Below are 15648 nucleotides of genomic sequence, written 5' to 3' on the forward strand. Positions count from 1 at the left end.
TTTTTACAAGTCGAAGTTTTGCACATCTGCGGCGGATTGGCCCAGCAGCGGCAGGATTTTTCTGAAGGACAGCGGATCGGCACTGGTCCAGAACTTCACAGGCTGGCATGGGCCTGCGGCAAGCAGATCACGTTCACCCAGCAACCGTTGCAGTTGCCGGGCCACCGCCGCGCCGGTGTCGATCAGGCTGATATCGTCGCCGATCATCGTCTTTAGCAGCGGCTTCAGGAAAGGATAATGCGTACAGCCGAGAATAATCGTGTCGCAGCCCTGAGCCAATAATGGCGCGACGTAACCTTGCAATAACACGCGCAATTGCGGGCTGTGCAGCTCACCGTCTTCAATCAGCTCGACCAGCCCCGGGCACGGCTGGGTGATGACTTTCACGTCGGCGGCGAAGCGATCGAGCAGCGCGGCGAACTTGGCGCTCTGCAAGGTGCCCGTAGTCGCCAGCACGCCGACCACACCGCTGCGGGTCGCGGCGGCGGCAGGTTTGACCGCCGGTTCCATGCCGACAATCGGCCACTCGGGAAAATCCCGGCGCAGATCGGCCACACCGGCCACGGTTGCAGTGTTGCAAGCCAGCACCAGGGCCTTGGCGCCCTGCTCGCGGAAAAACCCGGCCATCGCGCTGCAGCGCTGGCGGATGAATTCCGGAGTTTTCTCACCGTAGGGAATGTGCCCGCAATCGCCAACATAGAGCAGCGATTCATTGGGCAGCAAGCGCTGGATTTCAGCCAGTACCGACAAGCCGCCGACGCCGGAATCGAACACGCCGATCGGCGCTTCACGCATGGCGCGAACCACAGACACTGCAACCCGGATCGCGCTTGACGCGCAATTCGCGGAAACGCGAACCGAGCGCATCGATCAGTAGCAAGCGCCCTACCAGCGGCTCGCCGAAACCAACCAGCATCTTCAGCGCTTCAAGTGCTTGCAGGCTACCGACCAGACCGACCAGAGGCCCGACCACGCCCGCCTCGCTGCAGGTCAATTCGGCTTCGCTGCCATGCCCGTACAGGCAGTGATAACAAGGGCTCTCGGCACGCCGCGGGTCGAACACCGACAACTGCCCTTCCAGGCGAATCGCCGCGCCGCTGACCAGCGGTTTATCCGCCGCAACGCACGCCGCATTGACCGCCTCGCGGGTGGAAAAGTTATCCGAACAGTCGAGGACCAGATCCACCGCCGTCACTGCGACTGCCAGAGAACTCTCGTCGAGCGCCTGACGGTGGGCAATCAGCTGAATCTCCGGATTGATCGCACCCAGGCGCTTGAGCGCCGAATCGACCTTGCTCATGCCGACACTGTCGGTGTCATGAATGATCTGCCGTTGCAGGTTGGTCAGGTCGACGGTATCGAAATCGGCCAGATGCAATGCACCGACACCGGCAGCGGCCAGATACAGCGCCACCGGTGCGCCGAGACCGCCGAGGCCGACGATCAATACGCGACTGTCCTTGAGCTTCAGTTGCCCGTCGATGTCGATGTGTTGCAGCAGAATCTGCCGGCTGTAGCGCAGCAATTCCTGATCATTCAGCACGGCAGGCGCCCCAGACTGATGCGTTGATGGCCGCCCAGATCGGTGCGGCTGTGAACCTCGGTAAAACTGCGCGTCAGCAGCAGATCGCGCACGGCTTCGGCCTGATCATAGCCATGTTCGAGCATCAGCCAGCCACCGGCTTCGAGATGATCCGGCGCCTGGGCGACGATCAAACGCAGATCGTCGAGACCGTCTTCACCGGCGACCAGCGCACTGGCCGGCTCGAAGCGCACATCGCCTTCGACCAGATGCGGATCGGCGGCGGCGATGTACGGCGGGTTGCTGATGATCAACTGAAAACGCTGACCGGCCAGCGCACTGAACCAGTGGCTGCTCAGCACTGTAGCGTTGTTCAAGTGCAGGCGCTGGCGATTACGTTCGGCCAACGCGACGGCTTCGAGCACGCGATCCACCGCCGTCACTCGCCACGCCGGGCGCTCGCTGGCCAGGGCCAAGGCGATGGCACCGCTGCCGGTGCCGAGGTCGAGCACTTTCGCCGGGGTCGCGGGCAGCAGTTCCAACGCCGCTTCCACCAGCAATTCAGTGTCGGGGCGCGGGATCAGCGTGTGCGGTGCCACTTCCAGATCGAGTTTCCAGAAGCCCTGCTGGCCGAGAATGTAGGCCACCGGCTCGCCGCCACGGCGTCGTTGCAGATACTCGGCAAAGGTCAGCGCCGCTTCGCTCGGGACGATGCGCTCGGGCCAGGTGTGCAGAAAACTGCGCGATTTGCCCAGCGCTGCGGCGAGGAGCAATTCGGCGTCCAGACGCGCCGTCGGCGAATCCGGCAGTTCGGCGGCGCGCAACAGGCTGGCGATAATGGTCATTTATTCACCTATCGCCGCGAGCTGATCCGCTTGGTATTCGGCCAGCAACGGTTCGATCACCGCGTCCACGCCACCGGCGAGAATTTCATCCAGCGAATACAGGGTCAGGTTGACGCGATGGTCGGTGACCCGGCCCTGCGCATAGTTGTAGGTGCGGATGCGCTCGGAACGATCGCCGGAACCGACCAGCAATTTGCGCTCGCTGGCGATCGCGTTGGCCGCCGCAGCGTTTTGCTGATCATTGAGTTTGGCCGACAGCCACGCCATCGCCCGCGCACGGTTCTTGTGCTGGGAACGTTCTTCCTGGCACTCGACCACAGTGCCGGTCGGTATGTGGGTGATGCGGATCGCCGAGTCGGTGGTGTTGACGTGCTGCCCCCCGGCGCCGGAGGAGCGGTACGTGTCGACGCGCAAATCCGCCGGGTTGATTTCGATGGCTTCGCGCTCGTCCGGCTCTGGCAATACCGCCACGGTGCACGCAGAAGTATGGATACGGCCCTGGGATTCGGTGGCCGGTACGCGCTGTACGCGGTGCGCCCCGGACTCGAATTTCAGCTTGCCGTAAACGTTGTCGCCTTCAATGCGCGCGATGACTTCTTTATAGCCGCCGTGTTCGCCTTCGTTTTCCGAGAGGATCTCCACGCGCCAGCCACGGCGTTCGGCGTAACGCGAGTACATGCGAAACAGGTCGCCGGAGAAGATCGCCGCCTCGTCGCCACCGGTGCCGGCGCGAATTTCGAGGAACACGTTGCGGCCATCGTTGGGGTCCTTGGGCAGCAACATGCGCTGCAGGTCGGATTCGAGGGTAATCAGCAATTCCTTGGCTTCGCGGACTTCTTCCACGGCCATTTCGCGCATGTCCGGGTCGTTGTCCTTGAGCAGCGCCTGTGCGCCTTCAAGATCGCTTTGTACGCCGAGCAGCTTTTTATAAGCCTGCACGACCGGCTCGAGTTCGGCGTATTCCTTGGAATAGGCGCGAAACTTCGTCTGATCGGAAATGACTTCAGCGTCGCCGAGCAGCGCGGTCAGTTCCTCGAAACGGTCCTGGAGGGTATCCAGCTTGTTGAGCAGTGACGCTTTCATTGCGGTTTTTTATCCGAAAAACTATCCGGTGAGCCCTCAAGGGCAAAGAGTTCCTGGGCCATGGCCAGCGCATCGAGGCGGCCTTCGGCAGACAGCTTTTTCAACTGCACGCTGGGCGCATGCAGCAATTTGTTGGTCAGGCCACGGGCCAATTGCCCGAGCACATCTTCGGCATTGGCGCCGTTGGCGAGCAGGCGCAGGGCCTTTTGCAGCTCTTCGTCGCGCAAGCGTTCGCTCTGTTGACGATAGGCCTTGAGCACGTCGACTGCCGCGAGTTCGCGCAGGCGCACCATGAAATCGTCGGCGCCGACCGACACCATTTCTTCTGCCGCCTGCGCTGCGCCCTGGCGGCTCTTGAGGTTTTCGGCGACCACTTCGTGCAGGTCATCGACGCTGTACAAGTAAACGTCGTCCAACTCGCCGACTTCCGGCTCGATATCGCGGGGAACCGCGATATCGACCATGAAAATCGGTTTGTGCTTGCGCAGCTTAAGCGCACTCTCGACCGCGCCTTTGCCGAGGATTGGCAACTGACTGGCGGTCGAGCTGATGACGATATCGCTGCGCACCAGCTCCGCCGGAATATCCGACAGCAGCACCGCGTGGGCACCGAACTGTTCAGCCAACAGGCTGGCACGTTCCAGCGTACGGTTGGCAACGACGATGCGCTTGACCCCCAGCTCATGCAAATGACGGGCGACCAGGGTAATGGTCTCGCCGGCGCCGATCAGCAAGGCCTGGCTGCGTTGCAAGTCGCTGAAAATCTGCTTGGCCAGGCTGACCGCGGCAAACGCCACCGACACCGGGTTTTCGCCGATCGCGGTGTCGGTGCGCACCTGCTTGGCGGCATTGAAGGTGGCCTGAAACAGCCGTCCCAGCAGCGGGCCAATGGTGCCGGCCTCGCGGGCAACGGCGTAGGCCGACTTCATCTGCCCGAGAATCTGTGGCTCACCCAGCACCAGTGAATCGAGCCCGGAGGCGACGCGCATCATGTGACGAACGGCCGCATCGTCTTCATGCACATAAGCACTGGCGCGCAGCTCGTCGAGACTGAGCTTGTGATAATCGGCCAGCCAGCGCAGCACGATATCCGCCGACAACTGATCCTGTTCTATATAAAGTTCACTGCGATTGCAGGTGGAGAGGATCGCGGCTTCGCGGCTGTCGGTCAGTCGGCAGAGCTGCTGCAAGGCCTCCACCAGCTGTTCTGGCGTAAAGGCCACGCGCTCGCGGACGTCTACGGAAGCAGTCTTGTGGTTGATACCGAGTGCAAGGAAGGCCATTCAAGGTCGCTGGTGGTGACGTGAAGCCGGCAATTGTCCTACTTCGAAAGATTCAGAACAACTACCGCTGACTATTGTCCCAATTGTCGGCCCCTATAATGGCCACAATCGAGACTCGGTTATGTTTGGCCGAAGGCTTGTGTCATGATGATCCGACCGCAGGTTTAGCCGTCCTCTTCCTATATGAATAGATCTTCCGCGTTGCTCCTCGCTTTTGTCTTCCTCAGCGGCTGCCAGGCCATGGCTCCCGTTTCGCCGAGCGGCACGCCGTCGGTCGAAGACACCACGCCCGCACCTGAAAAGCCCAAGGTCTACGGCTCGTTCAGCGAGGAAACCGTTTTCAGCCTGTTGAGCGCCGAGCTCGCCGGCCAGCGCAATCGCTTCGACATTGCCCTGGACAACTACGTGACCCAGGCCATCAACACGCAGGATCCGGGCATTTCCGAGCGCGCCTTCCGCATCGCCGAGTACCTGGGCGCCGATCAACCGGCCCTCGATACCGCGCTGATCTGGGCGCGAAACGCTCCGGACGATCTCGAAGCGCAACGCGCCGCCGCCGTGCAACTGGCACGCGCCGGACGTTATGACGACTCCATGGTGTACATGGAGAAAGTCTTGCAGGGCAAGGGCGATACCCATTTCGATTTCCTCGCGCTGTCCGCCGCTGACACCGATCAGGAAACCCGCAACGGCCTGATGAAAAGTTTCGACCGTTTGCTGCAGCGCCATCCGAACAACAGCCAGCTGATTTTCGGCAAGGCCTTGCTGCTGCAACAGGACGGCGACAACAAAGGTGCGCTGGCCCTGCTCGAAGACAATCCCCCGGAAGACGGCGAGATCGCGCCGATTCTGCTGCGTGCACGCTTGCTGCAAATCCTCAACCGTGGCGACGAAGCGCTGCCGCTGTTGCAAAAAAGCATCAAGAAATACCCGGACGACAAACGCCTGCGCCTGACTTACGCGCGCATGCTGGTTGAACAGGACCGCATGGACGACGCCAAGGCCGAGTTCTCCAGCCTCGTTCAGCAGTATCCGGAAGACGACGAACTGCGTTATTCGCTGGCGCTGGTGTGCCTGGAAGCCAAGGCCTGGGACGAGGCCAAGGGTTATCTGGAAGACCTGATTGCCCGTGAAAGCCATGTCGATTCAGCGCACTTGAACCTCGGTCGTATTGCCGAGGAACGCAACGATCCGCAAGGGGCGCTCATCGAGTACGCCCAGGTCGGACCGGGCAACGACTATCTGCCGGCGCAATTGCGTCAGGCCGACATTCTGATGAGCAACGGCAAGACCGCTGAAGCACAGAGAAAACTCGGCGCAGAGCGTGACGAACAACCGGATTACGCGATCCAGCTGTTTCTGATCGAATCGGAAACCCTGTCGGCCAATAAACAGGACGACAAGGCCTGGACGGTTCTGCAGCAAGCGCTGGTGCAATACCCGGACGACCTTAATCTGCTCTACACCCGAGCGATGCTCGCGGAAAAACGCAATGATCTGGCGCAAATGGAAAAAGACCTGCGCCTGATCATCAAGCGTGACCCGGACAACGCCATGGCGCTCAATGCGCTGGGCTACACCTTGTCCGACCGCACCACCCGCTACGCGGAAGCGAAAACCCTGATCGAGCAGGCGCACCAGATCAATCCGGAAGACCCGGCGGTCCTCGACAGCCTCGGCTGGGTGAATTACCGCCTGGGCAATCTGGACGACGCGGAGAAATACCTGCGTCAGGCCCTGGAGCGCTTTCCCGATCACGAAGTCGCCGCGCACCTGGGCGAAGTGTTGTGGGCCAAGGGCAATCAACGCGAAGCCAAACAAGTGTGGGGCAAGTTCCTCAAGGACCAGCCCGACAGCACCATTCTGCGCAGCACCATCAAGCGCCTGACCGGATCCGAGACTCTCTAACCCATGTTTTTGCGCCACGTCATTGTTTTCAGCTTCATCGCCCTGCTCGCCGGTTGCTCGGGCTTTGGTACTCGCGAATCGGTCGAGGGCCACGGCAGCCCGGCTCAATGGGCCGCCAACAAACAGCAACTGACCGCCCTCGATGGCTGGCAGATCGACGGCAAGATCGGCATCCGCGCCCCGAAGGATTCCGGCAGCGGCACGTTGTTCTGGCTGCAGCGTCAGGACTATTACGACATTCGCCTGTCCGGCCCGCTGGGTCGCGGCGCGGCACGCCTGACCGGGCGTCCGGGCAAAGTCTCGCTGGAAGTCGCCAATCAGGGCCGCTACGAAGCGCAATCGCCGGAAGCGCTGCTCGAAGAACAGCTTGGGTGGAAGTTGCCGGTGTCGAACCTGGCGTGGTGGGTGCGTGGCTTGCCGGCTCCTGAAAGCAAAAGCCGCCTGAATCTGGACGCCGACAGCCGGCTGGCCAGCCTTGAGCAGGATGGCTGGAACGTCGAATATCTCGCCTACACCGAACAGAATGGTTATTGGTTGCCCGAGCGCATCAAGCTGCACGGCACCGATCTTGACGTGACGCTGGTGATCAAGACCTGGCAACCTCGCAAGCTGGGGCAGTAATCGATGACCGCTGTACGCCTGACCCTGCCCTCGCCGGCCAAACTCAACCTGATGCTGCACATTCTCGGTCGCCGCGCCGACGGTTATCACGAATTGCAGACGCTGTTTCAGTTTGTCGATTACGGCGATGAAATCACTTACGCCGTGCGCGATGACGGCGTGATTCGACTGCACACCGAGTTCACCGGCGTGCCCCACGACAGCAACCTGATCGTGCGCGCAGCGAAAATGCTTCAGCAACAATCCGGCTGCACACTCGGTATCGACATCTGGATCGACAAGGTGCTGCCCATGGGCGGCGGCATCGGTGGCGGCAGTTCGAATGCGGCAACGACATTGCTCGGCCTCAATCACCTGTGGCAGCTGGGCTGGAATGAAGATCGCCTGGCCGCGCTGGGTCTGACACTCGGCGCTGACGTGCCGGTTTTTGTGCGCGGCCACGCGGCGTTCGCCGAGGGCGTGGGCGAGAAACTCACCCCGGTCGACCCCGAAGAACCGTGGTATCTGGTACTCGTGCCGCAAGTCTCTGTTAGTACGGCAGAAATTTTTTCCGATCCTTTGTTGACACGTAACACACCGCCCATTAAAGTGCGCCCCGTTCCCGAGGGAAACAGTCGAAATGACTGCTTGCCGGTGGTTGCAAGGCGTTATCCAGAAGTACGTAACGCATTGAATTTGTTAGGTAAATTTACCGAAGCAAAACTCACCGGAACTGGAAGTTGTGTGTTTGGGGGCTTCCCAAGCAAAGCTGAAGCTGATAAAGTCTCGGCCCTTCTGACAGAGACCCTTACAGGGTTTGTAGCCAAAGGCAGCAACATTTCGATGTTGCACCGCAAACTGCAAAGTCTGCTCTAAAGGAACCAGGTGCTCGGCACTTGATGCAACAGATACAGGGGCGTCGCCAAGCGGTAAGGCAGCAGGTTTTGATCCTGCCATGCGTTGGTTCGAATCCAGCCGCCCCTGCCATTTTCTCTACTCATCCAGGTTACCCTCAGCCTCTAGGTACTGCGCGTGTCCAAGATGATGGTCTTTACGGGGAACGCTAACCCCGATCTGGCTCGGCGTGTCGTACGTCAGCTGCATATCCCTCTCGGTGACATCTCTGTCGGCAAGTTTTCCGACGGCGAAATCACAGCCGAGATCAATGAAAACGTTCGCGGTAAAGACGTCTTCATTATTCAGCCGACTTGCGCTCCGACCAACGATAACCTGATGGAACTGGTAGTGATGGCTGATGCCTTCCGCCGCTCCTCGGCTACTCGTATCACTGCTGTTATTCCTTATTTTGGTTATGCCCGTCAGGATCGCCGTCCGCGTTCCGCACGTGTGGCCATCAGCGCGAAAGTCGTCGCTGACATGCTTACCGTAGTCGGCATCGACCGTGTTCTCACGGTTGATCTGCATGCTGACCAGATTCAGGGCTTCTTCGATATTCCGGTAGATAACATCTACGGCTCCCCGGTTCTGGTGGATGACATTGAAGATCAGCGCTTCGAAAACCTGATGATCGTGTCCCCGGACATTGGTGGCGTCGTGCGTGCACGGGCGGTTGCCAAGTCGCTGGGTGTCGATCTCGGGATCATCGACAAACGCCGTGAGAAAGCCAATCACTCTGAAGTGATGCATATCATCGGTGATGTCCAGGGGCGTACCTGTATTCTGGTCGATGACATGGTCGATACCGCCGGCACCCTGTGCCACGCGGCCAAGGCCCTGAAAGAGCATGGCGCAGCCAAGGTCTTCGCCTATTGCACACACCCTGTGCTGTCGGGTCGGGCCATCGAGAATATCGAAAATTCCGTGCTGGACGAGCTGGTGGTCACTAACACCATCCCGCTGTCCGCTGCAGCACAAGCCTGTGCACGTATCCGTCAACTGGATATCGCACCGGTTGTTGCCGAAGCGGTTCGCCGCATCAGCAATGAAGAATCGATCAGCGCGATGTTCCGTTAAGGGCCCTGCCCTTCGCGAAATGTCTCGTTGACGAAAAGCGCCCCGCCCCGGCATTTCTGCCGGGGCGGGGCTTTTTTGCCCATACCGTGCTCGGCGCTGGTCGCAAACGCCACGCGGTCATGGCTATTTTGGAGATACAAAATGAACGATTTTACTCTGAATGCTGAAGTGCGTTCCGACCTGGGGAAAGGTGCGAGCCGCCGCCTGCGTCGTCTCGCAAGCCTGGTTCCAGCTGTAGTTTACGGTGGCGACAAAGCCCCTGAATCCATCAGCATGCTGGCCAAAGAAGTTGCCAAACTGCTCGAAAACGAAGCGGCTTACAGCCACATCATCGAGCTGAACGTTGGTGGCACCAAGCAAAACGTCATCATCAAGGCTCTGCAGCGTCACCCGGCCAAAGGCCACGTGATGCACGCTGACTTCGTACGCGTTGTTGCCGGCCAGAAACTGACCGCCATCGTGCCAGTACACTTTGTTGGCGAAGAAGCGCCAGTGAAGAAAGGCGGCGAAGTTTCGCACGTTGTTGCTGAAATCGAAGTGACCTGCCTGCCGAAAGACCTGCCTGAGTTCATCGAAGTCGACCTGTCGAAAGCAGAAATCGGCACCATCATTCACCTGTCGGACCTCAAAGCTCCTAAAGGTGTTGAGTTCGTTGCTCTGGCACACGGCGATGACAAGGCTGTTGCCAACGTCCACGCTCCACGTGTTGCTCCAGAAGCTACCGAAGAAGGCGCAGCAGAGTAATTCACTCTGTCTAGCCTGAGTGAGCAAGTAACATCGCGGACTGGAACGTAGCGAGAAAGCGGGCGAGAACGCGGAGTTTACATTCATGGTAAATGAGCATTTTTCGTCCACTTTCGCCGCTGTCACAGATTGCGGCGATGTTATTCACCACTCAAAGGAAGGGCCCCTATCGTGACTGCCATCAAACTGATCGTTGGCCTGGGAAATCCAGGCGCTGAATACGACCAGACCCGGCATAACGCAGGGGCCCTTTTTGTTGAGCGCATCGCCCACGCCCAGAACGTGAATCTGGTGGCCGATCGCAAATATTTCGGCCTGACCGGGCGCTATTCGCATCAGGGTCAGGATGTTCGTCTGCTGATTCCCACGACCTACATGAACCGCAGCGGCCAGGCCGTGGCGGCACTCGCCGGTTTCTTCCGCATCAAGCCTGAAGAAATCCTCGTGGCGCACGACGAACTCGACTTGCCTCCGGGCGTTGCCAAGCTCAAGCAGGGCGGCGGCCATGGCGGTCACAACGGGTTGCGCGACATCATTGCGCAACTGGGTAATCAGAATACGTTCTACCGCCTGCGGCTTGGCATTGGCCACCCGGGCGTTGCCAGTATGGTTTCAAATTTCGTCCTGGGTCGTGCGCCACGCGCCGAACAGGAAAAACTCGATGCCAGCATCGACTTTGCCCTCGGCGTGCTGCCGGATATCCTCGCCGGGGAATGGAACCGCGCGATGAAAAACCTGCACAGCCAGAAGGCCTGACTTTTACCCGAGGGGAAACACCATGGGATTCAATTGCGGCATCGTCGGCCTGCCTAACGTCGGCAAGTCCACCCTGTTCAACGCCCTGACCAAGTCCGGTATCGCGGCCGAAAACTTCCCCTTCTGCACCATCGAGCCGAACAGCGGCATCGTGGCGATGCCGGATCCGCGCCTGCAAGCACTGGCGGAAATCGTCAATCCCAAGCGCATCCTGCCGACCACCATGGAATTCGTCGACATCGCAGGCCTGGTGGCCGGCGCCTCGAAAGGTGAAGGTCTGGGCAACAAGTTCCTCGCCAACATCCGCGAAACCGATGCCATCGCTCACGTCGTGCGCTGCTTCGAAGACGAAAACGTGATCCACGTTTCCAACAGCGTCGACCCCAAGCGCGACATTGAAATCATCGACCTGGAACTGATCTTTGCCGACCTCGACAGCTGCGAGAAGCAACTGCAGAAAGTCGCGCGCAACGCCAAGGGCGGTGACAAGGACGCGGTCGTGCAGAAGGCGCTGCTGGAGCAACTGATCGCGCACTTCACCGAAGCCAAACCGGCGCGCAGCCTGATGAAGAACATGAGCACTGACGAAAAGGCAGTGATCAAGGGCTTCCACCTGCTGACCACCAAACCGGTCATGTACATCGCCAACGTCGCTGAAGACGGTTTTGACAACAACCCGCACCTGGACGTGGTTCGCGCCATCGCCGAAGAAGAAGGCGCCATGGTCGTGCCGGTGTGCAACAAGATCGAAGCGGAAATCGCCGAGCTCGACGACGGCGAAGAAAAGGACATGTTCCTCGAGGCCCTGGGCCTGGAAGAGCCGGGCCTGAACCGCGTGATCCGCGCCGGCTACGAAATGCTGCACCTGCAGACCTACTTCACCGCCGGTGTCGAAGAAGTCCGCGCCTGGACCGTCAAGGTCGGTGCCACCGCCCCGCAAGCCGCTGGCGTGATCCACACCGATTTCGAAAAAGGCTTCATCCGCGCCGAAGTCATCGCCTACAACGACTTCATCCAGTACAAGGGCGAACCCGGTGCCAAGGAAGCTGGCAAATGGCGTCTGGAAGGCAAGGAATACATCGTCAAGGATGGCGACGTGATGCACTTCCGCTTCAACGTCTAAGCAACACCCGCGCAAGAAAAAGCCGCGTTTGATACGCGGCTTTTTTGTGCCTGAAATTTATAGCCCAACACATTTCCCTGTAGGAGTGAGCCTGCTCGCGATAGCGGTATGTCAGTCAGTACATCTGTAGCTGAGAGAACGCTATCGCGAGCAGGCTCACTCCTACAATTGGATCTGTTGGGGGTCACGCCTTTTTGGTACGCGGCAAGAAAATTGCCAACACCCCGAACAACGGCAAAAACGAACACAGGAAATACACGTACTCGATCCCGTGTATATCCGCCAGATGCCCGAGCAACGCCGCGCCAATCCCGCCAAAACCAAACATCAAACCGAAGAACACCCCGGCGATCATTCCGACATTGCCCGGCACCAGCTCCTGCGCGTACACCACGATCGCCGAAAACGCCGAGGCCAGAATAAAGCCGATCACCACGCTGAGCACACTGGTCCAGAACAGATCGACGTGAGGCATCAGCAAGGTGAACGGCGCCACGCCGAGGATCGAGAACCAGATCACCGCCTTACGGCCGATCCTGTCGCCGATCGGCCCGCCGAAGAATGTCCCCGCCGCTACCGCGCCGAGAAATAGGAACAGGTGCAACTGCGAGCTGGCCACCGACAGGTCGAATTTCTCGATCAGGTAAAAGGTGAAATAGCTGGTGAGGCTGGCCATGTAGAAATACTTGGAGAACACCAACAGCCCCAGCACCACCAGCGCGCTGATCACCCTGCCCTTCGACAAGCCGTGAGCCGCAGCCTGGCCGGCCTTGAGCTTGAACAGATTCAAGTGATGGGCGTACCAGCGGCTGATGCGGTACAGCACGAACAGCGCAAACACCGCAAACAGGCCGAACCACGCGACGTTGCCCTGACCAAACGGAATGATGATCGCCGCCGCCAGCAGCGGGCCGAATGCCGAACCCGCGTTACCACCGACCTGAAAGGTCGATTGCGCCAGACCGTAACGCCCACCCGAGGCCAGTCGCGCAATCCGCGAGGCTTCGGGGTGAAATGTCGAGGAGCCAATGCCGATCAGCGCCGCCGCCAGCAGAATCAAGGGGAAGCTGCCAACCATCGACATCATCACAATGCCGATCAGGGTGCAAATCGAACCGGCCGGCAGCAGCCACGGCTTCGGATGTCGATCAGTGTGATAACCCACCCACGGCTGCAACAGCGACGCCGTCAATTGGAAAGTCAAAGTGATCAGGCCGACCTGGGTGAACGTCAGGCCGTAATTGGCCTTGAGCATCGGATAGATCGACGGCAGCACCGACTGGATCAGGTCGTTGATCAAATGCGCCAGCGCTACCGCGCCGATGATGCGCATCACCAAAGGGCTGCTTTGCGGAGCAGCGGTCGCCGAGGCAGCGGCGGTCTGAACATTGCTGATAGCCATGGAATTTTCCGGACAGCAGAGGGGTGCCCGCAGGCAGGTGCGTCAATGTGCCATTTTTCGGTGCGCCTGCGCTATCCCCTTAGCCAGCTAACTAACTGACGGGTCGTCGATTGCCAGGTGATAGCGCAACGCCATGGTCTGAATCTTGCCTTGCTTCTCTGCTTGAACGCGGCCGCCTTACAAAGGCGACCGACAATGGGAAGTTTCGCTACAGAGCCGGCCTACAGAGCGGGCAAGAGTGAACTTTCGAGGCCTTTTAGCAGGGCACAACATCAAGGTCGAGCGACTGCGATGCACGCCAATGGTGCGTGGTGTCCGGGGGAGTCATGGGGCATGCAGGCTTTTCTTTCGCCGGGGATCAAATTGCTGGGGCGATTTGGCTTCGCACGTAAATTCCAGTTGTTGTTTCTGCTGTTTATTCTGCCATTGGCCGGTAGCCTGTTGATGATCGGTCAGGACTATCGCGAAAAGCTCAGTCTTATCTCCGGCGAGCGCGCCGGCGTGCGCCAGTTGCTGGCGCTGGATGCGCTGGACAACCTGCTCGCCGCGCAACGCGACCGCGCCGCCCGCTGGCGCGCTACGGAAACCAACCGGCAACCGACGCCGGCCACACTGGCGGCCATGGCCGCGTTCGACAAGGTGCAGCCTGCCGTATTGCAAGCCACTACGGACCTGGGCACAGCACTGAATAACGAAGGAGCCGAAGGCGAAACGCTGACGCGCTATCAAGCGCTGCAAACCGCGCTCAATAGCCTCGATTCGAAAAGCCTGAGCAGCGTCGGCTGGTGGCCGGACGGCTACGACCGCTTTACCAACGCCTTGGGCGCGTTGCAAGCGTTGCGTGAGCAGATCGTCATGGACAATCGCCTGACGCTCGCGCCGTGGCTGGAAACCTATCTGCTGACGCAGATCTCCACGCAACACGCGCCGGACCTGATCGAGCGAATCGGCCGCCTCGCCGCGGTCGGCCAAGCCTCGGTGGTCTCCGGCCAATTTACCCTGCAGAGCCGTTTGCAATTGCGTGACCTGCGCAGCCGCATCGGCGACGCCCGCGAGCAACTGGTCAAAACTGCCACGCTGCTCGAAGCCCGCCTGCCGACAGACCAGCAGAGCTGGGCCAGCCAATACCACGACAGCCTCAAACACCTCGACAGCGGCTTGAAAGTGCTCGACGACGGCGTGTTCGGGGGCAGCATCAATCTGAAACCGGAAGACTTCGAGCGCAGCCTCGACGCCCTGCTGACCAACCTCGCGTCCCTGCGCCAGCAATCGCTGCTGTCGCTGGATCAGCGGCTCGACGCCTATCACAGCTCGGCTATCCGTCAGTTCATCCTGGTCGCGGCGATCTTCGGTTGCCTGCTGCTGGCCGCGTTATACCTGTTCATTTGCCTGCAAGCCTCGATCCGCCGCAGCGCCAGCGGCATCACGCTGCTCGCCGAAGCCCTGCGTGACGGCAATCTGAGCCTGCAGGTGCCGGTAGTCGGCCGTGATGAGCTGGCGGCCATCAGCACCGCGCTCAACGTGGCCGTGGTGCAACTGCGCAGCAGCATGCTCGGTGTCGATCACGAAACCTCGCAACTGAGCAACGCGGTGCGCAGCCTCAACGACCATTCCAGCGGTGCGCTCAGCGAAGTCGAGGCGCAGCAATTGCAGATCAGCCAGATCGCCGCAGCGGCCACGCAACTCGCCGCCACCTCGCAAGGCGTGGCGCAAAGCTGCGAACAGGCCTCCAGCAGCGCCCAGCACACCCGGCGCATCGCCGCTGAGAGCAGCCGCGACAGCCAGCGCACCACGGCGAGCATTCAGCAGCTCAATCAGCGCTTGAACGAAACAGCAGCGGCATTGGGTCGGGTCAGCGAACAAGGCCAGCAGATTCAACTGGTCGTCGACACCATTCGCGGCGTCGCCGAGCAAACCAACCTGCTGGCACTCAACGCAGCCATCGAAGCCGCACGTGCCGGTGAACAGGGGCGTGGCTTTGCCGTAGTAGCCGACGAAGTGCGCAGCCTGTCGCAACGCACCCAGTCGTCCACCGCGCAGATCGCCGGCACCGTCGACAGCCTGCGCGCCACCGTCAATGAAGCAGTCAGCCTGATGGAAGCCGCGTGCGGCCAGGCGCAATCGGACGCCGCCGCCGTCACCGGCCTCGGTGAACGCCTGGGCGAAATTGCCAGCGCCGTTCAGAGCGTCACCGACACCCTGGCGCAGATCGCCACGGCGGTTGAGGAACAGGCGAGCACCGCCGATGAGGTGAGCGGCAACATCCAGCAGGTCGATCAAGCGGCGGTGCGTTTGCTCGAAGGCGCGCGGGCGGTGAACATTGCGGCAGACACCTTGAGCCTGGGCAGCGAAGCCTTGAGCGCCAATACCGCCAGATTCCGCCTGCGCTGACACCCTCCCCGGCCCCG

Annotated in this window: 14 protein-coding genes and 1 tRNA gene; 9 read left to right on the top strand and 6 right to left on the bottom strand. The window is 60.3% G+C overall.

What is annotated here, in order from left to right:
• Nucleotides 1–3: 3 nt before the first annotated feature.
• The 5 genes from murI to hemA are packed head-to-tail and all read right to left on the bottom strand — an operon-like array spanning nt 4 to nt 4733.
• On the bottom strand, nt 4–795 hold the full coding sequence (gene murI, locus BLU52_RS20170) for a glutamate racemase (protein ID WP_090286233.1): 792 nt from the start codon (nt 793–795) through the stop codon (nt 4–6).
• On the bottom strand, nt 788–1543 hold the full coding sequence (locus tag BLU52_RS20175; protein WP_090286235.1) for a molybdopterin-synthase adenylyltransferase MoeB: 756 nt from the start codon (nt 1541–1543) through the stop codon (nt 788–790). The genes murI and BLU52_RS20175 overlap by 8 nt, the downstream gene beginning before the upstream one ends.
• Nucleotides 1537–2367, bottom strand: coding sequence for a peptide chain release factor N(5)-glutamine methyltransferase (prmC, locus tag BLU52_RS20180; RefSeq protein WP_090286237.1), 831 nt, complete (start codon nt 2365–2367; stop codon nt 1537–1539). Before prmC ends, BLU52_RS20175 begins: the two co-directional genes overlap by 7 nt.
• Nucleotides 2368–3450: a peptide chain release factor 1 gene (gene prfA / locus BLU52_RS20185; RefSeq protein ID WP_090286239.1), complete on the bottom strand. Its 1083-nt coding sequence runs from the start codon at nt 3448–3450 to the stop codon at nt 2368–2370. It lies immediately after the preceding gene.
• Entirely contained in the window at nt 3447–4733 is a 1287-nt protein-coding gene (gene hemA / locus BLU52_RS20190) for a glutamyl-tRNA reductase (RefSeq protein WP_090286241.1), read from the bottom strand. The genes prfA and hemA overlap by 4 nt, the downstream gene beginning before the upstream one ends.
• Before the next feature lie 183 nt (nt 4734–4916).
• On the opposite strand from hemA, the gene BLU52_RS20195 reads away from it, so the two are divergent.
• From BLU52_RS20195 to ychF, 8 genes are all read left to right on the top strand, one after another.
• Entirely contained in the window at nt 4917–6641 is a 1725-nt protein-coding gene (locus BLU52_RS20195; protein ID WP_090286243.1) for a tetratricopeptide repeat protein, read from the top strand.
• Between the two features lie 3 nt (nt 6642–6644).
• A complete protein-coding gene (gene lolB / locus BLU52_RS20200; protein WP_090286245.1) occupies nt 6645–7262 on the top strand; it encodes a lipoprotein insertase outer membrane protein LolB in 618 nt (205 codons plus the stop codon).
• A gap of 3 nt (nt 7263–7265) precedes the next feature.
• On the top strand, nt 7266–8117 hold the full coding sequence (ispE, locus tag BLU52_RS20205; RefSeq protein WP_090286247.1) for a 4-(cytidine 5'-diphospho)-2-C-methyl-D-erythritol kinase: 852 nt from the start codon (nt 7266–7268) through the stop codon (nt 8115–8117).
• A gap of 36 nt (nt 8118–8153) precedes the next feature.
• Nucleotides 8154–8228: transfer RNA gene (locus BLU52_RS20210), tRNA-Gln, on the top strand.
• Between the two features lie 45 nt (nt 8229–8273).
• The gene (locus BLU52_RS20215; RefSeq protein WP_090286249.1) at nt 8274–9215 is read left to right on the top strand and encodes a ribose-phosphate pyrophosphokinase; all 942 of its coding nucleotides are present in this window, start codon (nt 8274–8276) and stop codon (nt 9213–9215) included.
• Nucleotides 9216–9356: 141 nt separating this feature from the next.
• Nucleotides 9357–9959 (top strand): 50S ribosomal protein L25/general stress protein Ctc, encoded by a 603-nt coding sequence (locus BLU52_RS20220; protein ID WP_090286251.1) that lies wholly within the window; start codon nt 9357–9359, stop codon nt 9957–9959.
• A gap of 171 nt (nt 9960–10130) precedes the next feature.
• Nucleotides 10131–10715 (top strand): aminoacyl-tRNA hydrolase, encoded by a 585-nt coding sequence (pth, locus tag BLU52_RS20225; protein ID WP_008079560.1) that lies wholly within the window; start codon nt 10131–10133, stop codon nt 10713–10715.
• 22 nt (nt 10716–10737) lie between these two features.
• The gene (gene ychF, locus BLU52_RS20230) at nt 10738–11838 is read left to right on the top strand and encodes a redox-regulated ATPase YchF (protein ID WP_090286253.1); all 1101 of its coding nucleotides are present in this window, start codon (nt 10738–10740) and stop codon (nt 11836–11838) included.
• Nucleotides 11839–12022: 184 nt separating this feature from the next.
• On the opposite strand, the gene BLU52_RS20235 is transcribed toward ychF, so the two are convergent.
• A complete protein-coding gene (locus tag BLU52_RS20235) occupies nt 12023–13240 on the bottom strand; it encodes an MFS transporter (protein ID WP_090286255.1) in 1218 nt (405 codons plus the stop codon).
• Nucleotides 13241–13573: 333 nt separating this feature from the next.
• Here BLU52_RS20235 and BLU52_RS20240 point away from each other — a divergent pair, with 333 nt between their 5' ends.
• Complete coding sequence (locus tag BLU52_RS20240) at nt 13574–15631, top strand: methyl-accepting chemotaxis protein (RefSeq protein WP_090286257.1); 2058 nt, start codon at nt 13574–13576, stop codon at nt 15629–15631.
• Nucleotides 15632–15648 lie beyond the last annotated feature (17 nt).

Source organism: Pseudomonas granadensis, from assembly GCF_900105485.1.
GTDB lineage: Bacteria > Pseudomonadota > Gammaproteobacteria > Pseudomonadales > Pseudomonadaceae > Aquipseudomonas > Aquipseudomonas granadensis.